A 20942-nucleotide genomic window follows, 5' to 3' on the forward strand; every position below is an offset into this window, starting at 1 on the left:
AATCCGGCGGTGAGGGCGGCCCGATAATCCCGCCCCATGACGCCAGCCGCCTTCACCGGCCAGTTGCTTGCCTTCATCGCCCGACTCATCACGGGCGCACAAGGCCACTGGAAGGGCTGCCCGCCAAAAGCCGAGCAGCGCATCTACATCGCCAATCACCAGAGTCACTTCGACCTGGTCCTGATCTGGGCGGCCTTTCCGCATGAGCTGCGGGCGCAGACCCGCGCCATCGCCGCGCGCGACTACTGGACGAAGAGCGCCTTCCGGCGCTGGCTGACGACCGAGGTCTTCAACGCCATCTACGTCAGCCGCACGCGCGCCAACCCCGACGAAGACCCGCTGGAGCCACTCGTCGAGGCGCTGGGCAACGGCGACTCGCTGGTGATCTTTCCGGAGGGCACGCGCTCCAGCAAGGGCAACCCGCAGCCGTTCAAGAGCGGCATCTACCACCTGGCCCAGCAGTTCCCGCACGTGCAGCTCATTCCCACCTGGATCGACAACGTGCAGCGCGTCATGCCCAAGGGCGAGGTCGTGCCGGTGCCCATCCTGTGCACCGTCACGTTCGGTGAGCCCATCCAGCTGCAGCACGGCGAAAGCAAGGCCGACTTCCTGTGCCGCGCCCGCGAGGCCGTCATGGAGCAGCGCCCCGACCCCGACTGGGTGCCCCGGCCTGAGGACGACAACTGATGCGCTGGCTCAAATCCCTGAACGCCAGCGAGCAGGTGGCGCTGCTGTTCGTCGTGCTGTTCGGCTTCCTGCTGCTGCTGACGCTGGGCCTGTTCCTGAACTCGCTGCGCGAGCGCGAGGACGAGGATGCGCGCCGCAAGTCCGAGCTGACCTGGGCCCGCGTGCGCCGCGACCTGCGCGCCGCGTGGATCGGCGGCTGCATGTTCTGGGTCGCGTGGATCTCCGGCCCGCTGGGCGCGACGCTGCTGTTCGCGCTGTTCTCGTTCCTCGCGCTGCGCGAGTTCATCACGCTGGTGCACACGCAGCGCAGCGACCACCGCACGCTCATCGTCGCGTTCTTCGTGCTGGTGCCGGTGCAGTACATGCTCTGCGGCACGCGCTTCTTCGACCTGTTCACGGTGTTCCTGCCGGTCTACGGCTTCCTGTTGCTGCCCATCGTCAGCGCGCTGGCCGACGACCCCAGCCGCTTCCTGGAGCGCAACGCCAAGATCCAGTGGGGCGTCATGGTCTGCGTCTACGGCCTGTCGCACGCGCCGGCGCTGCTGCTGCTGGACTTCCCCGGCTTCACCGGCCGCGGTGCCTTCCTGCTGTTCTTCCTGGTCATGGTGGTGGCCGCGTCGCAGATCGCGCAGGAAATCGCCACGCGCACGCTGCGCCGCCGGCCGGTGGCGCGGCACATCAGCCGCAGTTTCTCGATGCGGGCCTGGTGGATAGGCACGGTGACCGGCTCGCTGGCGGGCCTGCTGCTGTACTGGATCACGCCGTTCAAGGCCGGCCAGGCGCTGGCGATGGCCTTCGTCACCGCGGGGGCAGCGGGCTTCGGCGGCCTCGTCATGAAGGCGCTGAAGAAGGACGCCGGCGTGCGCTACTGGGGCAACAGCAGTTCCATCACCGGCGCCGTGGGCCTGCTGGACCGCATCGCCGTGCTGTGTTTTGCGGCACCGGTGTTCTTCCACTCGGCGCGCTGGTATTTCCAGCTGCCGCTGGGCCTGAAGTTCTAGGGCGGTGGTGCGCATCCTCGGCATCGACCCCGGCCTGCAGACGACGGGCTTCGGCGTCATCGACGCGGACGGCCCGCGCCTGGCCTACGTGGCCAGCGGCACCATCAAGACCAGCGGCGTCGCGGTGGGCGACCTGCCGGCGCGGCTGAAGATCCTGTTCGACGGCATCCGCGAAGTGTCAGCCCGCTACCAGCCGCAGTGCGCCGCGGTGGAGATCGTGTTCGTCAACGTGAACCCGCAGTCCACGCTGCTGCTGGGCCAGGCGCGCGGCGCGGCGCTGGCGGCGCTGGTGTCGGGCGATCTGCCGGTCAGCGAGTACACCGCCGTGCAGATGAAGAAGGCCATCGCCGGCCATGGCCAGGCGAAGAAGGAAGAAGTCCAGGCCATGGTGCAGCGCCTGCTGAGCCTGCCCGGCGTGCCCGGCAAGGACGCGGCCGACGCGCTGGGCCTGGCCATCATGCACGCCCATGCCCGCATGACCTTCGACGCGATGAGCCGCAGCACGACGCTGCAGCGGCGGCAGCATGCGCAGTTCAAGGGCAGCAGAACCTATTGACCCCTCGCCCAGCCCGCCTCGCTGAACGCGGGCGGTCTGGTCGTTCCCCCGAGGGGACGGCGATGCTCGGGGCATCGAGCCCCGAGCACATCGCCAGGCGGGCCGGCTTGGGGCGGCCCGGCGCTCGGCCCGAATGCAGAAATACAAACGGCCCGCAGGGCGGGCCGTTGAAGCGGAGCGCGAGTGCGCTCAGGCGGCCTTGCGGCGGCGTGCCATCCAGCCGACGAGGCCCAGGCCGCCGAGCATCAGGGCGTAGCTTTCGGGTTCGGGCACAGCACTGATCGTCAGCGTGCCGCCGTGGTCGGCACCGCCCGCGAAATGGTTGAAGTTGCTGGTGCTGAAGACTGACGTCAAGTCGAGTGTTCCGCCGGTTGCCGTCACGAAGTGAGCGTTAGGGCCGGTCAGCGTGCCGTTTTCGAACTGCACATAAGGGTCCACCGCCTGGGCCAGCGTGTAGATCTGGCCCTGGAAGCTAAAGGTCAGCGCGGTCAGGCTGAACGTGCCATCGAAGCCTCCGTTGGCGACCACGGCATCGTCGAAGGAGAAGGTGCCTGTCAGTACATTGACGCTGGGGTCAGCGTCGAAGCTGCCGGTCAGCGAGAAGGTGCCCGCCTGGGCGGTGCAGGCCAGCGTCAGCGCGGCGAGGGTGAGAGCGGTTTTGCGGATCATGTTTTTCTTCCTCAGAACTTGAAGATCGATGCGGTGACAGCCGAGCAGGCCAGGCCCTTGAGCTGCAGCAGCGGCTTGGCCTTGATCGAACCGGCACTACCGTCGACGTCGATGTTGACGATGGCGCCAGCGGCGCTGGCCGTGCAGGTGACGTGGCCGGTGGCCAGCGGGTCGGCGCTGACGATGCTGTTCGAGGCCAGCAGCTTGGTCAGAACGAGCGTGTCCTTGCCTGGCACGAAGTCGGTGATGACGTCACCGGCGTCGCCCATGCTGCCGTAGACGAACTGGTTGTTGCCGCCGCCGCCGGTCAGCGTGTCGGCGCCCGCGCCGCCTTCGATGACGTCGTCACCGGCCGTGCCGACGATGGTGTCGCGGCCGCTCGTGCCGAGCACGGACTTCACCAGGTTCAGGCCCATGACCATGGGGTCATGGTCCGACGAGCGGTACGGCTTGTCGGTGTACAGGTCCGGGCTGCCGGTCGTGCTGCTGCCGTAGACCTTGAACTCGGTGTTGTAGTCGATGAAGCTGGGCTCGTCGGCGTTGATGTGCCACGACGTCGCGTACACCACCTTGGACAGCAGGCCGGCGCTCACCAGGCCGTGGTCCAGGCGGCCGGCGCCGCCGTCGAACACGTAGGAGTAGTCGTGCGGGTCGAACGTGCCCACGGCGTCGATGATGCTGCCGTCGCCGGTCAGCGCCAGGATGGGGTCTTCCTTCGCGTAGGAGTTGAAGTCGCCCAGCAGCACGACGTTGTCGGTGCCGGCCGTGGACTTCACGTTGCCGACGAAGCTCTTCAGGCGGTTGGCCTGCGCCACGCGCAGCGCGTTCCAGCAGCCCTGCAGGCCGTCATCGGTGTTGCCGGCGGCGTCGCTGTCGCCCGCGCCTGGGCAGGAGCCCTTGGACTTCAGGTGGTTCACGACGACCGCGAACTTCTCCCCGTTGGCCAGCGTGAAGCCCTGGGCCAGCGTCGGGCGGTTGTTGACGGCGTCGTCGTCCGACAGCGTTGCGCCGGTCGGCGTCAGCTTGCCCGGCTTGTAGATCATCGCCACGCGGATCGCGTCGGTGCCGGTGAACGCCGGCATCGGCACGCTGGCGTAGACGCTGCCACCCAGCTTGGCGTTCAGCCGGTTGACGAGGTAGTCCACCGTGATGTTGGCGTTGTTCTGGATCTCCATCAGGCCGACGACGTCGGCGTTCAGCGCGGCCAGCTCGTTCAGCGTCTTGGCGATCTGGCGGTCGAACTCGGCCTGGTTGTTGGCGCCGCGGCAGTTGGCGTTGGAGGTGCTGCCGCCCAGCTTGCAGCCGGACGAAGCGCCCGAGCCCGTGGCCACGCTGCCGTTGACCAGGCTGGTGAAGAAGTTCAGCACGTTGGCGCTGGCGATGCGCACGTTGCCGCCGCTGACCTGCGGCGTCGCGACGCGCGGGTTGGTGCGGTCGAAGGTCACGCTCGCCACGTTCAGCGGGTTGATCTTGTACATGCCGAACTCGGTGTTCGTCGCCGTGGCCAGGCCGTAGTCGATGACGCCGGTGATGCTGCCCGTGGTGTCGCCGGCGCGCAGCGTGTTGTCGGCGCCGAGGTAGGGCACCGGGTTCACGTTCTGCGCGGTGGTGCCGTCGTCCAGCAGGATGCTGCGGGCGGCGTTCTTGGCCTGCAGCGCCAAGGCGTCCGGGCCGGCCGGGTGTTCGTTGGTGGGCGTGAAGACGCGGCCGCCGGCTGCCAGCGTGACCTGGCCGAAGCGGCCCAGGAAGTAGTTCTGCTGCGCCATCAGCGGGCCACGCAGCGTGACCAGCATGCCCTCGAAGGCTTCCAGGCCGTCGGCGGGCAGCTGGGCGAGGTCGACCTCGACGGGCGTCACGGCGCCGCTGCCGAGCACGGTGATGCCGGTGACGCTGGTCAGCTCGGTGACCGTGTGGGCCAGCGTGTCGGCATTGCCGGCGGCACCGGTGTTGAACTCGGTGACGGTGCCGGTCAGGCGCACCAGCTGGCCTTCGCCGACGGTGGGGGCGGTGCTGGTGAAGACGAAGATGCCGTCGGACGTCGTCGGGTCACCGTCGCCCACCGGGTCCTGCAGGTAGAAGCCGTTGCTCATCAGCTTGGTGACGACGCCGCTGGTCGTCACGGTCGTGCCCTGCAGCGGGCTCTTGGCGCCGGAGCCCTGGATGGACGGGATGCTGACGAGACCGCTGACGTTGACGTTGAACGTGCACGAGGCGGTCTGGCCGTCGTCGTTCTTCCACTTCAGCGTGGTGGGGTGGTTGCCGACCGCCAGGCTGCTGGCGATGTCGAGGGATTGCGTGGCCGTGTCGCCGATGGCGAGGGCGGGCGAGAACGAGCCCAGCGTGACGCCGGCCGGCAGCGTGGTGCCTTCCGCGAGGATGCCGTTGACGCGGCTGTCCAGGTCGCTGGCGGTGACGCTGTGCGTGCCGGAGGCGCCGAGCACGAGGTTGGCGTCGGTGCAGCTCGTCACGATGGGCTTGGCGGCAGCCACGCACATGCTGGCCGGCGAGGCCAGGTTGCGTGGTGCTGGCGTGCCGGTGACGAAGTCGGCACTGTTGTCATTGCTGTCCTGGCAGGCCGTGTCCCTGTCCTTGCGGAAGAGCGCCAGCGTCGTCGACGCGACCGGAGCAGCGCCAGTGCCTTCGTAGAAGTTAGCGCCACTGCTGCCGCTACCGCCAAATCCGACCAGGTCTTCGATGAGCGCCAACTGTTCAGGCGTGCACACCGTGCTGCTGCCGTTGCAACCGAGCGCCGCGGTCTGCTTGACCAGTGCGACCTTGCCTGCTGCCGCGCCCATCGCGATGCTGCCGGACAGGTCATGCGTCGGCATCGCGGCGCCGGTGGTGCCGCCTGCCAGACGGATCAGGAAGAACTGCCCTGCCGGGATCGAGCCTGACAGCGTCAGCAGCGTGTTGGTGCCGGTGCCGAATGAGCCCGTGCCCGTGGCGCTGGTGTACTGCAGCGACCAGCCGCTGAGGTTGACCGTCGCGCCGGTGCGGTTGTGCAGTTCGATGTAATCGTGCGTGAGCACGGCACCGTTGTTGCCACCGGCGCCATAAACCTGGCTGATGACGACATCGCCTGCGGCCAGCGCGGCGGGCGCGGCGAAGGCCGCGGCGAGGAGAGCTACCAGAGGACGCAGTTGCATGACTGATTAGTAAAAATTGCCCAAAACGGGGCGCATCGTATTGATGCTTCGTGACGTTTTGATCCACCACGTTCGAGGGGGTGCCTTCGAGTCACACTGCCACGCCATGTCGCATGCACTGCTTTTGATCGGGGTTCTTACTTATTTCGCCGGGCTGCTGGTGCTGGCGAGGTGCGTCTCGCACGGTTCTGGCGCTGAGGGTTTCTACGTGGGAGGCAGGGAAAGTCCCTGGCCGGTCGTCGCGTTCGGGATGGTCGGGACGTCGCTTTCCGGCGTCACGTTCATCAGCGTGCCCGGCTCGGTGGCGGCCAGCGGGTTCACCTACCTGCAGGTCACGCTGGGCTATGTGGCCGGCTACGTGGCCATCGCCTTCGTGCTGCTGCCGGCCTACCACCGGCTGCGCGTGGCCTCCATCTACGAGCTGCTTGGCGAGCGCCTGGGGCCGGCCGCGCGGCGGCTGGGCTCGGCCTACTTCCTGCTCAGCCGCACCGTGGGCGCGACGGCGCGGCTCTACCTCGTCGTGCAGGTGCTGTACCTGCTGATGCTGGCGCCGCTGGGCGTGCCCTTCGCCGTCGGTGCAGCCGTCGTGCTGGCGATGATCCTGCTCTACACGGTCGACGGCGGCGTGAAGGCGCTGGTGTGGACCGACACGCTGCAGACCGTCGGCATGCTGACGGGGCTGGTGGTCTGCATCGCGCTGCTGTGGCGGCCCGATGCGCTGGCGCAGCTGGACGCCGCCGGCCTGAGCCGCGTGTGGGTGGGCGACCCGCTGTCCCGCGACTTCTCCGTGAAGGCGCTGCTGGCCGGCATGTTCATCGCCATCGCGATGACGGGGCTGGACCAGGAAATGATGCAGAAGAGCCTGTCGGTGGCGAAGCTGCGCGACGCGCAGAAGAACCTGTTGCTGCTGGCCGTGCTGCTGGTCGTCGTCATCGCCGCCTTCCTGCTGCTGGGCGGGCTGCTGACGCTGTTCGCCCGCGAGCACGGGCTGGCGGCCAGCGGCGACGCGCTGTTCCCCGCCGTCGTCATGCAGCACCTGCCGGGCTGGGTGCAGGCGGTGTTCGTGCTGGCGCTGGTGTCGGCCCTGCTGCCCAGCGCCGACGGCGCGCTGACGGCGCTGACGGCCAGCACCTGCCTGGACCTGCTGCGCGTGAGCCAGGACGACACGCGCACCCGGCGCCGCGTGCACCTGGGCTTTGCGGTGCTGTTCCTGCTGCTCGTGCTGGGCTTCAAGGCGCTGGACAACGCCAGCATGGTGTTCCTCATCCTCAAGCTCGCTGGCTACACCTACGGCCCGCTGCTGGGCTTGTTCGCGTTTGCGCTGTTCACGCCACGGCCGGTGTCAGGTCGTGCGCTGGTGGCTGTGTGCGTGGCGGCGCCGCTGCTGTGCGCGGTGCTGGACTTCGGGCAGCCGTGGGGTGGGTATCAGATCGGGTTGGAGCTGTTGCTGTTGAACGGGGTGCTGACGTGGATCGGGTTGTCGACGGCGGCGCGCGGGCGTGCCTGAAATCTGTTGGCATAGTGGGGCGCGTCACGGTTCTGATGAGGGAGCGCCCGCAGTGGACGGCGAGATGAGAGTGCGACAGGCCAAGGCCGCGGATCTGCAGAAGCTCTGTGAAGCAAGGAACACCCGGGATCTGTTCAAACAGTACCTGGATGAGTGCGATGGCGAGCGGGCTTACTTCCTCGTGGCGGAGATCGGTGAAGACATCGCCGGGTTCGGTCTGGTTTACTTGGCGTCCACCCGGTCTGGCAAGCGGAAGTCTCATCTGCCCAAGCTCAGCGACTTGTATGTAGCCCAACGGTACCGCCGACGAGGTGTTGCAACGACCTTGATCCAGGCTCGCGAGGACATTGCGAGGCAGCATGGACATGCCGAGGTGTTCGTCAGCATCGACCCCGTGGAAAGCCAGGCCATGCTTGCCTTGGCCCGCAAGCTCTCCTACGTGGCCTTGCAGGCCGAACCGTACGTCGCCTCCGCCTGGCATCACGACGAACGCGGCGAGGCCTTCAGGAAGGACTACATGCGGCTGGATTTCAGGAAATGTCTGAGCTGAGGCCAGCGCCCCTCTCCCGCATGCTCGCCACCTTCGTGCGCGCGCACTGGCGCGCCTACGCGTCGGCTGCGGTCATGCTGACCTGCATTGCGGCGATGACCGTCTGGATTCCCCGCCAGGTGGGCCATGTCGTTGACGCGCTGGTGGCCGGCAAGCTCCAGGGCCCGGCGCTCATCGAGCCGCTGTCGCTGCTGGTGCTCGCAGGACTCGCCATCTACCTGTTGCGCGTGGGCTGGCGGCTGACGCTGTTCAAGGCGGCCTACCGGCTCGGCGCGCGGCTGCGCACGCGGCTGTTCGCGCGGCTGGCGCTGCAGGGGCCGGCCTATTTCCAGCAGCAGCGCACCGGCGACCTGATGGCACTGGCCACCAACGACATCGACACCGTCGAGATGGCTGCCGGCGAGGCGATGCTGGCCGGCTTCGACGGCACGCAGACGCTGCTGCTGGTGCTGGCGATGATGACGCTGTCCATCGACTGGCGGCTGGGCCTCGCCGCGCTGCTGCCGTTCCCGCTGATGGGGCTGGCGTTCTGGTGGATCAGCAAGCATCTGCACGAGGCCGCGCAGGACTCGCTCAACCGCTTTGGTGACCTCAACCAGCAGGTGCAGGAAAGCCTGGCCGGCGTGCGCACGCTGCGGGCGCTGGGCCTGGTGGACCGCAGCCGCCAGCGCTTCGGCGCGCTGGCCGACAGCGCCGCCGAGGCGGCCTTTCGCTCGCAGCGCTGGGAGGCCGCCTACGAGCCGGCCGTGGGCATGACGCTGGGCGCGGCGTTCGCCATCGCGCTGGCCGTGGGCGGCTGGCTGGTGGCGCAGCGCGAGATCACGATCGGTCAGCTGACCGCGTTCACGATGTACCTGGGCCAGCTGATCTGGCCCATGTTCGCGGCGGGCTGGGTGTTGTCGCTGCTGGAGCGCGGCCGCGCCGCCTGGGCGCGGCTGGCGCCGGTGCTGGATGCGCCGCTGACGCTGGCCGATGAAGGCCGAGCGGCGCTGCTGCCCGGCGCGACGCTGACCGCCGAGGGGCTGAGCTTCCGGTTCCCGGGCGCCAAGCGGCCAGCGCTGGACGGCGTGGACCTGACGCTGCCACCGGGCCGCACGCTGGGTATCGTGGGCGCCACCGGTGCCGGCAAGTCCACGCTCGTGCGGCTGCTGCTGCGCCAGGCGGAGCCCGACGCGGGCCGGCTGATGCTGGGCGGGGTGCCGCTGCCCGAGCTGCCGCTGGCCACGCTGCGCGCGCACATCGCCTGGGTGCCGCAGGAGCCCTTCCTGTTCTCGGCCTCGGTGGCCGACAACATCGCGCTGGCAAGACCTGGCGCCACGCCGGCCGACATCGAGGCCGCCGCCCGCCTGGCCGCCGTGCACGACGACATCGCCCGGCTGCCGCACGGCTACGCGACGGAGGTGGGCGAGCGCGGCGTGACGCTGTCCGGCGGCCAGCGCCAGCGCGTGGCCATCGCGCGGGCGCTGCTGTCCGACGCTGCATTGCTGGTGCTGGACGACGCGCTGTCGGCTGTCGACACCGGCACCGAGACGGCCATCCTCGACCACCTGCGCGAGCTGCGCGCAGCCAGGCCCGATCGCAGCGTCATCGTCATCGCGCACCGGTTGTCCGCCGTCATGGATGCCGACGAGGTCATCGTGCTGAAGCAGGGCCATGTCATCGAGCGCGGCACGCATGCGCAGCTGCTCGAACTGGGCGGCTGGTACGCGGCCCAGTGGCGCTATCAACAGATCGAGGCCAGCCTTGAAGCCGAGTAAGTCGACCGAGAAGCCCTGGCAAAGCGTCGGCCTGCTGATGGACTCGGCGGCGCCCGAGCGCCCGCAGCTGATCCGCGGCGGCCTGTGGCTGCTGCTGGCGGCCGCGCTGGAGGCGCTGGGCCCCATCCTCGGCAAGCGCTACATCGACCACCACCTGCTGCCCGGCCACTACGACCTCGGCGCGATGGCCGCGCTGCTGGCGTCGGTGTTGCTGACCGGCTGGGCGGCGAGCTGGATCCGCTACGCGCAGCTGTCGCGCATGGCCGGCGTGGCGCGGCGCTCGGTGCTGCGGCTGCGCGAGCGGGTCTACGCGCATGTGCTGGCGCTGCCCATGGCCTTCTTCGACAAGGCCATCACCGGCCAGCTCGTCAGCCGCGTCACCAACGACACCGAGGCGGTGAACCAGCTCTACCGGCAGGTGCTGTACGTGATGCTGGACTCGTCCATCGTAGTTGCCGGCTCGCTGGTGGCGATGGCCTTCCTGGACTGGCGGCTGATGCTCATTGTCGCGACGCTGGTGCCGGCCATGGTGGGCATCATCCTGGGCTACCAGAAGCTCTCCGCGCCGGCCGTGGCGCGCACGCGCCAGCTGCGCAGCGACATCAATGCGCAGATGGCCGAGAGCATGGCCGGCATGGCGGTGCTGCAGGCGGCCGGCGCGGCCGGGCGCTTCGGCGAGCGCTTCGAGGCGGTGAACGCCGAGCACCGGCTGTCGCGCATCGCCGAGCTGCGCGCCAACGCGTGGCTGCTGCGCCCGGCGCTGGATCTGCTGAACGTGCTGCTGCTCGTCACCGTCATCTACGGCTTCGGCCGGCGCGAGCTGTCGGGGCTGGAGGTGGGGCTGCTCTACGCCTTCCTGTCCTACATCGCCCGCGTCGTCGAGCCGCTGATCCAGATCACCATGCAGTTCGGCCAGCTGCAGCAGGCCATGGTGGCCGCGTCGCGCGTGCGGGCGCTGCTGGAGGAGGATGAGCACCGCGGGGCGCCGCAGAACGGCGCGCCCATCACGCGCGGCCAGATCCGCATCGATCGCCTGGGCTTCGGCTACGACCCCGCGCGGCCGGTGCTGCACGGGCTGGACGTGGACATCCCGGCCGGCAGCTTCACCGGCATCGTGGGCCACACCGGCAGCGGCAAGAGCACGCTGCTGTCGCTGCTGCTGCGCTTCTACACCGCGCAGCAGGGCCGCATCACCATCGACGGCCAGCCGCTGCACGCCGTGCCCGACGCGGCGTTTCGCGACGCCGTGGGCCTGGTGCCGCAGGAGGCCTTGCTGATGGCGGCCAGCGTGCGCGAGAACATCGCGATGGGCCGGCCCGGCATCAGCGATGCCGCCGTGGAGGACGCGGCCAAGGCGGCCCGCGCGCATGACTTCATCCTGGCCCTGCCGCAGGGCTACGACACCCGGCTGGGCGAAGGCGGCGCGCGCGTCTCCAGCGGCCAGAAGCAGCTGCTGGCCATGGCCCGGGCGCTGGCCGGCGCGCCGCGGCTGCTGTTCCTGGACGAGGCCACCAGCAATGTCGACAGCGAGACCGAGGTGCGCCTGGGCGAGGCGCTGGCCGCGCTGCACGGCCGCGTGACCGTCATCGCCATCGCGCACCGGCTGTCCACCATCCGTGCGGCCGACCAGATCCTGGTGCTCAACCACGGCCGGCTGCAGGAGCGCGGCACGCACGAGGCGCTGATGGCGCTGGACGGCGGCTTGTACCGCCGCCTGGTGGAGCTGCAGACGCTGGAAGAAACGCCTAGCGAACCAGAGGCCGGATCTTCGTGAAGCCACCGTCCACCGGCAGCACCTGGCCGGTGAGGCGCGCGGCGGCGTCGGACAGCAGCCAGGCCATCACGCCGGCCACCTCGTCGGCGGTCTGCACGCCGCCCAGCGGGTATTGCCTGGCCGCGCCCTCGCGCATGGCGGGCTGCTTGAGCATGGCCGCGGTCATGGGCGTGTCGGTCATGCCCGGGGCGACCGCGTTCACGCGCAGGCCCTGCACCGCGTAGCTGGCCGCGGCGCTGCGCACCAGCGCCTCGATGCCCCCCTTGGCTGCCGCGATGGCCTCATGGTTGGCCACGCCGATGCCGGCCACCACCGAGCTCACGAACACCGCCGCGCCGGGCTGCGGCGGTTCGCGCAATGCCTCCAGCCAGGCGCCCAGCATGTAGAGCGCGCTGTCGAGGTTGACGCGCAGCACCTCGCGCACCTGCTCGGGCTTGCTGCGGTGAAGGGGCGCGATCAGCGTGCTGCCCACGCAGTGCGCCAGCCGCGTTGGCGTGCCCAGTGCGTCGCGGCAGGCGACCACGGCCGCGGCGGCGCCTTCCGGCGTGGTGGTGTCCGCGGCAATGTGCAGCTGGGCAGGCACGTCGGCCAGCGCGGCGGCATCGCGGCCGACGGCGGCCACCTGCCAGCCCTGGGCCTGCAGTTGTGCGCACAGCGCGCGGCCGATGCCGCCGCGGGCGCCGGTGACGAGGGCGATGGGGGTCATGCAGAGGTCTCCGGGGTGGGGCGGGCAAAGCTCGCCAGGTAGTTGACCGAGGTGTCGCGCGTCCAGCGGGCGCGGTGCAGCACCGGCAGGTAGCGCATGCCCAGGCGCTGCAGCGGCCGCAGGCCAGCTTGGGCGGCGGCGGCCTCCAGCTCGTCGGGCGTGACGAACTGGCGCCAGCGGTGCGTGCCGACCGGCAGCACGCGCAGCAGGTACTCGGCCGCGGCGATGGCCAGCAGCCAGCTGCGTGCAGTGCGGTTGATCGTGGACGCCACCAGCAGCCCGCCCGGGGCGACGGCGGCGGCCACCTGCGCGAGGAAGGCGGGCACGTCGTCCACATGCTCCACCACCTCCAGCGCCAGCACCACGTCAAACCGTTCGCCGGGCTGCAGCGCGCTGGCCGGGTCGCCGTGCCGGTAGTCCAGCCGGGCCGACACGGCGGGGTCCGGCGCGGCGTGGCGGCGTGCGGCGCCGATGTTGCCGGCCGACGCATCGATGCCCACGACCTGCGCCCCCTGGCGCGCCAGCGCTTCGCTCATGAGCCCGCCGCCGCAGCCCACGTCCAGCACGCGCAGCCCGGCCAGCGGCCGGCCGAAGTGGCGCTCGGCGGCCTCGCGCACCCAGCGGCCGCGCAGCGCCTGCGTGACGTGCAGCGGCCGCATCGGGCCGCGGGCATCCCACCAGGTGGCGCTCCAGGCGTCGAAGCGGGCGATCTCGTCGGCGCGGACGGTGGGACTGTCAGACATGGCGGCACAGCGTGACGGCCGCGGCCGAGCCGGCGCCGACGAGGCGGCACCAGGCGCGCATCAGCACGCCCGGCTGGCCGGCCTGGGACGCGGCCTCGTCGCGGTGATCGACCTCGTCGCGCCGGCAGCCGTCCAGCAGCTCGCGCAGCGGCGCCCAGGCGGCGTGGCCGGCCAGGCGGTCCACCTGGGCCTGGTAGTGCCGGTCGACGAAGGTCTCCACCGCGGCGACGGTGGCGTACACCGCGCGCGGCCCGAACAGCGCCGGCAGCGCGCCGGTCAGCCAGCCGGCCAGCCGCCACAGGGGCAGCAGCCGGCTGTGGTCGGCGGCGGGCAGGCAGGCCTCGATGAGGCCCAGGTGGCGGCGCTCGGTGGCGCCGTGGCGCTGGGCGAACGCGCGCAGCGCCGGGTCGCGGCTGACGGCCAGCACGCCGCGGTAGATCCACACCGCGCCAGTCTCGCCGGCCTGGTCGCTGCGCAGGTCGGCCACCAGCCAGGCGGGCATGGCGGCCGGCGTCCAGACGGCGCTCACCGCGCCGGGCGCCACAGCCGGCGCAGCCGCAGGAAGGCGCCGTAGGCGAGGTCCAGCAGGCGCACGAGGGGCGGGCGGTCCAGCAGCCGGGCGAGGCGGCCCAGCCACGGATGCTGGGGCAGGGCGGCCCACATCGCCAGGAAGGCCGCGGCGCCGTGCACCAGGCGGCCGTCCGGCAGGCGCAGGTGCAGGCGGGCGAGGGCCGCGCCGCGGTCCAGGTCGCGGCCCAGCGCGTTCGGCGGGCAGGCGCTGGCGTCCACCCAGCACACCGCCTCGGCGCCGGCGCCGCGCTGGTAGACGGCGATCTCGCGCCGGCACACGGGGCAGGCGCCGTCGAAGTAGACGGTGGGCTTGGTGGTGGTCGGGGGCGATGTCATGACCCGGCATGCTGCCCGCAGCCGGGGAACCCCATGGCGCGCTCGGGAATCCGGGGGGTGCTGACCTGCGTCAAGGCGCCGCCGCCGGCCTCCGCCTAGGCTCTGCGGCCATGAACGAACTCGCCCGCCTTGAGCCCTCGGTTGTCGTCTGCGGGGCCGGCCCGGCCGGCCTGGCGCTGGCCTGTGCGCTGCACGACCGCGGCCTGGCCGTGCGCGTGCTGGAGCAGGCCGACGAGGCGGCGCTGGCCGCCCCGGCCAACGACGGCCGCGAGATTGCGCTGACACACCGCTCGCGCCGCGTGCTGGAAGGCCTGGGCCTGTGGCAGCGCCTGCCCGACATCGCGCCGCTGCGCCGCGCCAGCGTGCGCTCCAGCGGCTCGGCCACGGCGCTGCCGTTCGAGGCGCCCGGGCAGGACCTGGGCTGGCTGGTGTCCAACCACCTGCTGCGCGCGGCGGCCTGGGCGGGGGCGCGCGAGCGCGGCGTGCCGGTGCTGTGCGGCCGCACCGTCACGGGTTTCGAGGCCGATGCGCAACAGGCGCACGTGCGCACCCGCTGCGGCGAGGTGCATGCGGCGCCGCTGGTCGTCGCGGCGGACAGCCGCTTCTCCACGCTGCGCCGGCTGGCCGGCATCGGCGCCCGGCACCGCGACTTCGGCCGCAGCGCGCTGCTGGTGCCGCTGGCGCACGAGGTGGACCACGGCGGCCTGGCGCAGGAGTGCTTTCTGCAGGGCCACACGCTGGCGCTGCTGCCGATGAACGGCCAGCGCAGCTCGGCCGTGTGGACCGTGGCGAACGCCGAGCTGCCGCGCCTGGCCGCGATGGACGATGCCGCGCTGGCCGCGGCCATCACGCAGGCCGCCGACGGCCGCCTGGGCGCCATGCGGGTGGCGGGCGCGCGCCACGTCTACCCGCTGGTGGCGGTGTGGGCGGAGCGCTTCGTGGCGGCGCGCTTCGCGCTGATCGGCGACGCGGCCGTGGGCATGCACCCGGTGACGGCGCATGGCTACAACCTCGGGCTGTACGGCATCGAGGCGCTGTCGCGCCGGCTGGCTGCGGCGGGCGATGCGGGCGCACCGGGCCCGCTGCAGGCCTACGAGGCCGAGCACCGCCGCGCGGCCGGGCCGCTGTACGCGGGCACCAACGCGCTGGTGCGCTTCTTCACGGACGACCGCGCGCCGGTGCTGGCGCTGCGGCGGGCGGTCATCGACATCGCCCGCCACGTGCAGCCCCTGCGTGCGGCGATCACGCGGCGGCTGGTGGACGCCTGAGGGCGCGTCAGTACACGGTGCCGAAGCCGGCGAAGTAGCGCTTGAAGGTGCCGATCTCCATCGCGAACGTGCCGTCGGTGTCCTTCAGCGTGATGGGCCGCCACCAGCTCACGTCGTAGGCGTTGACCGTCGCGTCCAGCGCGCCCGCGGTGGCTTCCGTGTTGCCCCAGGGGTTGCGCAGCAGGATGTAGCGCTTGCAGTTGCGGTACGCCCAGCCCAGCACCGTGTAGCAGTGCGAGCCGACGACGTGCGCGGTGTTGTAGTCGACGTGATCCGGCGCGTCGGCGCCCGAGCCGTAGGTCCAGGCTGTCATCGGCCGGATCGTGCGGTAGCTCAGGCAGTTGCTGCGCAGCGTGTGCCACAGCTGGTCGGCCGTGCGCGACGCGGTGTCGTAGTAGGCGCGGTTGCCGCCGGTCAGCTGGGCCGAGGCCCAGACGCAGTCGCCCCAGCCGGTGGCAGTGATGTCGGGGTGGTCGGTCGTCGTGCCGGTCTTGAGCTTGGCGAAGGCCTTCTCGTAGATGGCGGGCCAGGCCTCGCCGCCCTCGCTGGAGCGGGCGTAGATGAAGCCGCCGCCGCTGGTCTTGGGCACCGTCTGGCTGACCTCGATCTCGCGGTCGATGCCCTGGTTGTCGGGCTTGTAGAAGGTCACGCGATCCATGAACTGGCTCTGTGCCATGCCGGTGGCGCGGGTCTGCTGCGCGATGCGGTAGGGCTGCGACCACGCCACCGCGGACAGCGACGCGATGTAGTAGCAGTTGGCGACGGCGCCCTGCACGGGGTCGAAGAACTCGGCGGTCTCATTGAAGAAGCGGCCGGCTTCCTGCCAGGTGCCGCCGTTGGGCGGCGTCCAGTCCTGCGTGTTGCCGAGCTTGAGGGCCGCGTCGAAGCTGACGGTGCGCACGATGTCGGGCGTGTAGTGGCGGGCCATGCGCAGGTCGCTGACGGCGCGCGGCAGGTCGAAGGTGAGCTGCAGCCGGGTGGCGCGGCTCCAGTCGAAGCAGGCCACGGTCAGCTCTTCGAGCGACTTGAGCTGGAGCGTGCGGGCGATGTCCTTCAGCGACGTCAGGCCGGCCAGCTCGGCGATCGGCGGGCGCTCGACGTCGTTGGCGCCGCGCGCCACTTCCACGTCCAGCAGCGAGGAGCGTTGCGCGCGCATGCTGCCGTCGGCCTGGCGCGCGCCGCCGATGTAGAGCGGGCCGCCGTACTTCGGGTCGAACAGTTCCTCGTAGGGCGCGCCGAGGATCTGCTCCAGCAGCGCCGGCTTGTCGTCGACCTGTTTCCAGTCGATGGGCTTGCCGGCGATGACTTCCGCGAGGGCGTAGGGGTTGATGGCGCAGCCGGGAGCGGCGGCACCCTTGGGGGGCTCAGTCAGCACGGGGCCGGTGAGGGCGGAGTCGGGAAGGGTTGAGATGGGCATGTGCGCCTCCAGAGTGACAACGCCATCCGCGGCCCGATGCCGTGCGATGGCGAAGTCAGTCTGGGCGCGTGCCCGGCGCCAGGCATCCTTCCGCTTGGGGAACCGCCTGCTTCTAGGGGTGAGTGCTTGATTTGCGCGCTTCCAGCACCGTCAGGCTGTTGCGCAGCGAGCGCAGCGCCTGCTCCGTGCGCGTCTCGCCCGGCGCGGGCAGCAGGCGGGCCTCGCGGCTGGCCAGCACGTCCTCGCGCAGCGTGAGGCCGGCCCGCGCGAACTGCGGCTTCAGCTCGGCGGCGCGCTGGCGCAGCAGCTCGCGCGTGGCCTGATAGGCGTGCTCGGCGAGGTGGCGGCGCTGGCGGTAGCTGAAGGTGTTGGCGAGGAAGAACTCGGCGTCGCGCGGGTTGGGTTCCAGCAGCACGATGTCGGTCTGCGGGTGGCTCAGCTCGTAGCCGCGCATGCCCAGCTCCAGCCGCGAGTGGATCAGCGAGCGGAAGGTCTGCGACAGCACCAGCGGCAGGCCGCCGTCCACCAGCCGGTGGATGTGCGGCTGCAGCGCGCGGCCGGCCGGGCGGCCCAGCTTGCGGGCCAGGTCGCGGGCGCGGCGCGAGCGGTCCTCGCGGGCGGTGGAGCGGCGGTCACTGGCGTAGGGCACCAGCGGGTTCAGGCAGATCAGCAGGTCCAGCCCGCGGTCCAGCAGCACGGAGGCGTGCAGCGTCTTCTTCAGCGCGCCGTCGACGTAGTGCCTGCCGGCGATCTCGACCGGTGGGAACAGCCCCGGCAGCGCGGCGCTGGCCTGCACGGCGCGCGAGATGGGCACGTCGTCCCAGCCCGGCGCGCCGAAGGGCACGGCCTCGCCGCTGTCCAGGTCGGTCGCGACGAGCACCAGTGGCCGGCGCAGCTCGCGGAAGTCGTTGCTGCGGCCGGGCTGCGTCAGCACGCGCGTCAGCGCCTCGCCGAAGCGTTCGCTGCTGAGCAGGCCGGTGGGCAGCGCGCGGCCCAGGCGTTCCAGCGTGGCGAGCTTGGAGCGGCCTTCCAGCAGCACCTCGCGGGCCGAGTCGGCCAGCAGGCCCGGCAGCAGCCGCAGCCGCTGTCCCAACTCGGCCCAGGCCGGCTGCAGCAGCTCGGCGGGGTCGAAGCGGTCGGGCGCCTCGGCGCTGTTCTCGATGAAGGCGGCGCAGAGCTGGCGCGGCGTCATGCCGTTGGCCAGCCCCGCCGCGATGAAGCCGCCTGCGCTGACGCCGATGTAGCCGTCGCAGGCGGTGACGTCGAGGCCGGCGACGGCCTCTTCGAGGGCGCACAGCGCGCCCACCTCATAGATGGCGCCCAGCGGGCCGCCACCCGCCAGGGCCAGGCCGATGCGTGGCTGCTGGCTCATGGGCGGGATGCGTCAGCCCGTGCTCAGGCCTGAGCGGCGGGCTCGGCCTTGGGCGCAGCGGCCTTCTTGGCGGCCGGGGCCTTCTTGGCCGGGGCGGCCTTCTTGGCAGCGGCCGCGGGCTTGGCGGCGACAGCCACCTTCTTGGCCGGCGTGGCGGCGGCCTTCTTGGCGGCGGGGGCGGCCTTGGTCGCGGCGGGCTTGGCAGCGGGCTGCTTGGCTGCCTTCTTCGCCGGCTCCACGCCGGTAGCGACGGCCAGCGCGTCGATGCGCTTGATCAGCGCGTCGATGTCGCCCTTGGTGGGCACGCCCAGGCCTTGCAGCGCCTTGGCGACGCGTTGTTCGAAGATGGATTCCAGCTTGTCCCACTGCTGGCCAGCCTTGGCGCCGACATCGCCGGCGACGCTGCTGACCTTGCTGGCCACGGCGCTGAGCTTCTCTTCGGCGGCGGATTGGGTCTTCTTCTGCAATTTCAGTCCTTCGGAGACGAGGGCCTCGAAGACCTTGGAGCCTTCACCCTGGGCCTTGGCGAAGGAGGCGAGACCGGCGGCCCAGATCTGCTGGGCGCTGTCCTTGACGTTCTGTGCCATCGCGCTGTCGAGCAGGCCAGCCGGGAAGCCGGTGGCGGCGGCAGCCTTCTTCTTGTCAGCCATCTTCTGGAGCTTCTTGACCATGGTTGTCCTTTCGATAAGAGCGAATTGCCGATGGGACTGTAGCGGCGCCCCGGCCCGGCGGCGCGGCCATTCCTAGTGAGAGGGCTCTATGTGCCCACTCGGGAAAGTGCCCAGCGGGCGGCCCGTGGCGCTGGTGAAGAATCAGGCGAAACCCCCACAAGCAGGAGACCCCGCATGCAGTATTTCGTCACCGGTGCCACCGGCTTCATCGGCAAGCGCCTCGTCAAGAAGCTGCTGGCGCGCCGGGGCAGCACGGTCCACTTCCTCATGCGCGAGGAAAGCGCCGCCAAACTGCCCGATCTGCTGGCCTACTGGGGCGTCAGCAAGACCCGCGCGATCCCCGTGTACGGCGACCTGACCGCCAAGAAGCTGGGCGTGGCGGCCGACGTCATCAAGGGCCTGAAGGGCCAGATCGACCATCTCTACCACCTCGCCGCCGTCTACGACCTGGGCGCCGACGAAGAGTCGCAGGTGGCCGTCAACATCGAGGGAACCCGCTCGATGGTGGAGTTTGCGCAGGCCATCGATGCCGGCCATGTGCACCACGTGTCATCGATCGCGGCGGCCGGCCTGTACGAGGGCGTGTTCCGCGAAGACATGTTCGACGAGGCCGAGAACCTCGACCACCCGTACTTCATGACCAAGCACGAGAGCGAGAAGATCGTGCGCAAGGAGTGCAAGCGGCCGTGGACGGTGTACCGCCCCGCGCTCGTGGTGGGCGACTCGCACACCGGCGAGATGGACAAGATCGACGGACCTTACTACTTCTTCAAGCTGATCCAGCGCATGCGCCAGATCCTGCCGCCGTGGATGCCCAGCGTGGGCCTGGAGGGCGGGCGCATCAACATCGTGCCGGTGGACTTCGTCGTCGACGCGCTGGACCACATCTCGCACAAGGTCACGAAGGGCCAGGGCTGCTACCACCTGGTGGACCCCAAGGGCTACCGCGTCGGCGACGTGCTGGACATCTTCAGCAAGGCCGCGCACGCGCCCAAGATGAACCTGTTCATCAACGCGGCGCTGATGGGCTTCATTCCCAAGAGCGTCAAGAAGGGCCTGATGGCGTTGGCGCCGGTGCGCCGCATCCGCAACGCGGTGATGAAGGACCTCGGCCTGCCCGAGGACATGTTCACCTTCATCAACTACCCGACGCGCTTCGACTGCCGCGACACCGAGGCCGCGCTGAAGGGCTCGGGCGTCGCCTGCCCCGACCTGAACGACTACGCGTGGCGGCTGTGGGACTACTGGGAGCGTCACCTCGACCCCGACCTCTTCATCGACCGCTCGCTGAAGGGCGCCACCGGTGGCAAGGTGGTGCTGGTGACCGGCGGCTCGTCGGGCATCGGCCTGGCCGCGGCCATCAAGTTCGCCGAGGCCGGCGCGATCACGCTGATCTGCGCGCGTGACCAGGCCAAGCTCGACGAGGCCGTGAAGGAGATCAGGGACAAGGCGGGCAAGGGCGCACAGGTGCATGCCTTTGCCTGCGACATCGCCGACGAGGAGGGCGCCGCCAACCTCATCGAGTGGTGCAACACCGAGTTCGGTGGCGTGGACTTCCTCATCAACAACGCCGGCCGCTCCATCCGCCGCGCCATCGAGAGCAGCTACGACCGCTTCCACGACTTCCAGCGCACGATGGACCTGAACTACTTCGGCTGCCTGCGCGTCACCATGGGCCTGCTGCCCGGCATGGCGGCCAAGAAGAAGGGCCACATCGTCAACATCAGCTCCATCGGCGTGCTGACGAACGCGCCGCGCTTCAGCGCCTACGTGGCCAGCAAGGCCGCGCTGGACGCGTGGACGCGCTGCGCGTCCAGCGAGTTCGCCGACACCGGCATCACGTTCACGACGATCAACATGCCGCTGGTGCGCACGCCCATGATTGCGCCCACCAAGATCTACAACAACGTGCCCACGCTGTCGCCCGAGGAGGCCGCCGACATGATCGCGCAGGCCTGCGTGGCCAAGCCGGTGCGCATCGCCACGCGGCTGGGCATGACGGGCCAGCTGCTGCACGCCGTGGCGCCGCGCATCGCGCAGATCGTCATGAACACGACGTTCCGCATGTTCCCGGACAGCGACGCCGCCAAGGGCGAGAAGAAGGGCGGTGGCCTGTCGCCCGAGGCCATCGCGCTGCAGCAGATGATGCGCGGCATTCACTTCTGACGAGGCACACTGCCATGCGGCCCGGCTTCGGCCGGGCTTTTCGCTT

Annotated in this window: 17 protein-coding genes and 1 pseudogene; 9 read left to right on the forward strand and 9 right to left on the reverse strand. The window is 70.5% G+C overall.

Annotated features, from left to right (window positions below; translation table 11 throughout):
* The first annotated feature begins 36 nt into the window (after nt 1–36).
* From AC1Q7O_RS00260 to ruvC, 3 genes are read left to right on the forward strand one after another with little or no spacing between them, the layout of a single operon-like run.
* Nucleotides 37–687, forward strand: coding sequence for a lysophospholipid acyltransferase family protein (locus tag AC1Q7O_RS00260; protein WP_492660267.1), 651 nt, complete (start codon nt 37–39; stop codon nt 685–687).
* On the forward strand, nt 687–1688 hold the full coding sequence (locus tag AC1Q7O_RS00265; protein ID WP_492660266.1) for a phosphatidate cytidylyltransferase: 1002 nt from the start codon (nt 687–689) through the stop codon (nt 1686–1688). The genes AC1Q7O_RS00260 and AC1Q7O_RS00265 overlap by 1 nt, the downstream gene beginning before the upstream one ends.
* 7 nt (nt 1689–1695) lie before the next feature.
* Nucleotides 1696–2244, forward strand: a complete 549-nt coding sequence (gene ruvC, locus AC1Q7O_RS00270; protein ID WP_492660319.1) for a crossover junction endodeoxyribonuclease RuvC — start codon at nt 1696–1698, stop codon at nt 2242–2244.
* A 189-nt stretch (nt 2245–2433) separates the two neighbouring features.
* On the opposite strand, the pseudogene AC1Q7O_RS00275 reads toward ruvC, so the two are convergent.
* Nucleotides 2434–2880, reverse strand: a pseudogene (locus AC1Q7O_RS00275) (PEP-CTERM sorting domain-containing protein); the annotation flags it as partial.
* A gap of 44 nt (nt 2881–2924) precedes the next feature.
* Nucleotides 2925–6059: an ExeM/NucH family extracellular endonuclease gene (locus tag AC1Q7O_RS00280; protein ID WP_492660265.1), complete on the reverse strand. Its 3135-nt coding sequence runs from the start codon at nt 6057–6059 to the stop codon at nt 2925–2927.
* Between the two features lie 106 nt (nt 6060–6165).
* Here AC1Q7O_RS00280 and AC1Q7O_RS00285 point away from each other — a divergent pair, with 106 nt between their 5' ends.
* The 4 genes from AC1Q7O_RS00285 to AC1Q7O_RS00300 are packed head-to-tail and all read left to right on the forward strand — an operon-like array spanning nt 6166 to nt 11647.
* A complete protein-coding gene (locus tag AC1Q7O_RS00285; RefSeq protein ID WP_492660264.1) occupies nt 6166–7566 on the forward strand; it encodes a sodium:solute symporter in 1401 nt (466 codons plus the stop codon).
* A 52-nt stretch (nt 7567–7618) separates the two neighbouring features.
* Nucleotides 7619–8116 (forward strand): GNAT family N-acetyltransferase, encoded by a 498-nt coding sequence (locus AC1Q7O_RS00290; protein ID WP_492660263.1) that lies wholly within the window; start codon nt 7619–7621, stop codon nt 8114–8116.
* 20 nt (nt 8117–8136) lie between these two features.
* On the forward strand, nt 8137–9873 hold the full coding sequence (locus AC1Q7O_RS00295) for an ABC transporter ATP-binding protein (RefSeq protein ID WP_492660262.1): 1737 nt from the start codon (nt 8137–8139) through the stop codon (nt 9871–9873).
* Between the two features lie 37 nt (nt 9874–9910).
* Nucleotides 9911–11647 carry an ABC transporter ATP-binding protein gene (locus AC1Q7O_RS00300; RefSeq protein WP_492660318.1) on the forward strand — a complete coding sequence of 579 codons (1737 nt, stop codon included), beginning with the start codon at nt 9911–9913 and terminating at the stop codon, nt 11645–11647.
* Here AC1Q7O_RS00300 and AC1Q7O_RS00305 read toward each other — a convergent pair.
* Genes AC1Q7O_RS00305 through AC1Q7O_RS00320 form a run of 4 tightly spaced genes read right to left on the reverse strand, consistent with a single transcriptional unit; the run spans nt 11619 to nt 14002 of the window.
* Complete coding sequence (locus AC1Q7O_RS00305; protein ID WP_492660261.1) at nt 11619–12353, reverse strand: SDR family NAD(P)-dependent oxidoreductase; 735 nt, start codon at nt 12351–12353, stop codon at nt 11619–11621. The genes AC1Q7O_RS00300 and AC1Q7O_RS00305 overlap by 29 nt on opposite strands.
* Nucleotides 12350–13096, reverse strand: a complete 747-nt coding sequence (gene ubiG, locus AC1Q7O_RS00310; protein WP_492660260.1) for a bifunctional 2-polyprenyl-6-hydroxyphenol methylase/3-demethylubiquinol 3-O-methyltransferase UbiG — start codon at nt 13094–13096, stop codon at nt 12350–12352. The genes AC1Q7O_RS00305 and ubiG overlap by 4 nt, the downstream gene beginning before the upstream one ends.
* Nucleotides 13089–13598: a demethoxyubiquinone hydroxylase family protein gene (locus AC1Q7O_RS00315; protein ID WP_492662646.1), complete on the reverse strand. Its 510-nt coding sequence runs from the start codon at nt 13596–13598 to the stop codon at nt 13089–13091. The genes ubiG and AC1Q7O_RS00315 overlap by 8 nt, the downstream gene beginning before the upstream one ends.
* A 23-nt stretch (nt 13599–13621) precedes the next feature.
* Nucleotides 13622–14002 carry a DCC1-like thiol-disulfide oxidoreductase family protein gene (locus AC1Q7O_RS00320; RefSeq protein ID WP_492660258.1) on the reverse strand — a complete coding sequence of 127 codons (381 nt, stop codon included), beginning with the start codon at nt 14000–14002 and terminating at the stop codon, nt 13622–13624.
* Between the two features lie 110 nt (nt 14003–14112).
* Between AC1Q7O_RS00320 and ubiM the strand changes: the two genes are divergently transcribed.
* A complete protein-coding gene (gene ubiM, locus AC1Q7O_RS00325) occupies nt 14113–15270 on the forward strand; it encodes a 5-demethoxyubiquinol-8 5-hydroxylase UbiM (protein ID WP_492660257.1) in 1158 nt (385 codons plus the stop codon).
* A gap of 7 nt (nt 15271–15277) precedes the next feature.
* On the opposite strand, the gene AC1Q7O_RS00330 is transcribed toward ubiM, so the two are convergent.
* From AC1Q7O_RS00330 to AC1Q7O_RS00340, 3 genes are all read right to left on the reverse strand, one after another.
* Nucleotides 15278–16687 (reverse strand): C2 family cysteine protease, encoded by a 1410-nt coding sequence (locus AC1Q7O_RS00330; RefSeq protein WP_492660256.1) that lies wholly within the window; start codon nt 16685–16687, stop codon nt 15278–15280.
* Nucleotides 16688–16799: 112 nt separating this feature from the next.
* Nucleotides 16800–18059, reverse strand: a complete 1260-nt coding sequence (locus AC1Q7O_RS00335) for a patatin-like phospholipase family protein (RefSeq protein ID WP_492660255.1) — start codon at nt 18057–18059, stop codon at nt 16800–16802.
* Between the two features lie 23 nt (nt 18060–18082).
* On the reverse strand, nt 18083–18730 hold the full coding sequence (locus tag AC1Q7O_RS00340; protein ID WP_492660254.1) for a phasin family protein: 648 nt from the start codon (nt 18728–18730) through the stop codon (nt 18083–18085).
* 174 nt (nt 18731–18904) lie between these two features.
* On the opposite strand from AC1Q7O_RS00340, the gene AC1Q7O_RS00345 reads away from it, so the two are divergent.
* Complete coding sequence (locus tag AC1Q7O_RS00345; RefSeq protein WP_492660253.1) at nt 18905–20896, forward strand: SDR family oxidoreductase; 1992 nt, start codon at nt 18905–18907, stop codon at nt 20894–20896.
* Nucleotides 20897–20942 lie beyond the last annotated feature (46 nt).

The sequence above is a fragment of the Roseateles sp. GW823-FHT07B05 genome, from assembly GCF_058794515.1.

What these genes read in the sequence shown, in the direction of transcription:
- AC1Q7O_RS00260 (WP_492660267.1), top strand. Translation starts at nt 37, where the DNA reads ATGACGCCAGCCGCCTTCACCGGCCAGTTGCTTGCCTTCATCGCCCGA.
- AC1Q7O_RS00265 (WP_492660266.1), top strand. Translation starts at nt 687, where the DNA reads ATGCGCTGGCTCAAATCCCTGAACGCCAGCGAGCAGGTGGCGCTGCTG.
- AC1Q7O_RS00280 (WP_492660265.1), bottom strand. Translation starts at nt 6,059, where the DNA reads ATGCAACTGCGTCCTCTGGTAGCTCTCCTCGCCGCGGCCTTCGCCGCG.
- AC1Q7O_RS00285 (WP_492660264.1), top strand. Translation starts at nt 6,166, where the DNA reads ATGTCGCATGCACTGCTTTTGATCGGGGTTCTTACTTATTTCGCCGGG.
- AC1Q7O_RS00295 (WP_492660262.1), top strand. Translation starts at nt 8,137, where the DNA reads ATGCTCGCCACCTTCGTGCGCGCGCACTGGCGCGCCTACGCGTCGGCT.
- AC1Q7O_RS00300 (WP_492660318.1), top strand. Translation starts at nt 9,911, where the DNA reads ATGGACTCGGCGGCGCCCGAGCGCCCGCAGCTGATCCGCGGCGGCCTG.
- AC1Q7O_RS00305 (WP_492660261.1), bottom strand. Translation starts at nt 12,353, where the DNA reads ATGACCCCCATCGCCCTCGTCACCGGCGCCCGCGGCGGCATCGGCCGC.
- ubiG (WP_492660260.1), bottom strand. Translation starts at nt 13,096, where the DNA reads ATGTCTGACAGTCCCACCGTCCGCGCCGACGAGATCGCCCGCTTCGAC.
- AC1Q7O_RS00315 (WP_492662646.1), bottom strand. Translation starts at nt 13,598, where the DNA reads ATGCCCGCCTGGCTGGTGGCCGACCTGCGCAGCGACCAGGCCGGCGAG.
- AC1Q7O_RS00320 (WP_492660258.1), bottom strand. Translation starts at nt 14,002, where the DNA reads ATGACATCGCCCCCGACCACCACCAAGCCCACCGTCTACTTCGACGGC.
- ubiM (WP_492660257.1), top strand. Translation starts at nt 14,113, where the DNA reads ATGAACGAACTCGCCCGCCTTGAGCCCTCGGTTGTCGTCTGCGGGGCC.
- AC1Q7O_RS00330 (WP_492660256.1), bottom strand. Translation starts at nt 16,687, where the DNA reads ATGCCCATCTCAACCCTTCCCGACTCCGCCCTCACCGGCCCCGTGCTG.
- AC1Q7O_RS00335 (WP_492660255.1), bottom strand. Translation starts at nt 18,059, where the DNA reads ATGAGCCAGCAGCCACGCATCGGCCTGGCCCTGGCGGGTGGCGGCCCG.
- AC1Q7O_RS00340 (WP_492660254.1), bottom strand. Translation starts at nt 18,730, where the DNA reads ATGGTCAAGAAGCTCCAGAAGATGGCTGACAAGAAGAAGGCTGCCGCC.
- AC1Q7O_RS00345 (WP_492660253.1), top strand. Translation starts at nt 18,905, where the DNA reads ATGCAGTATTTCGTCACCGGTGCCACCGGCTTCATCGGCAAGCGCCTC.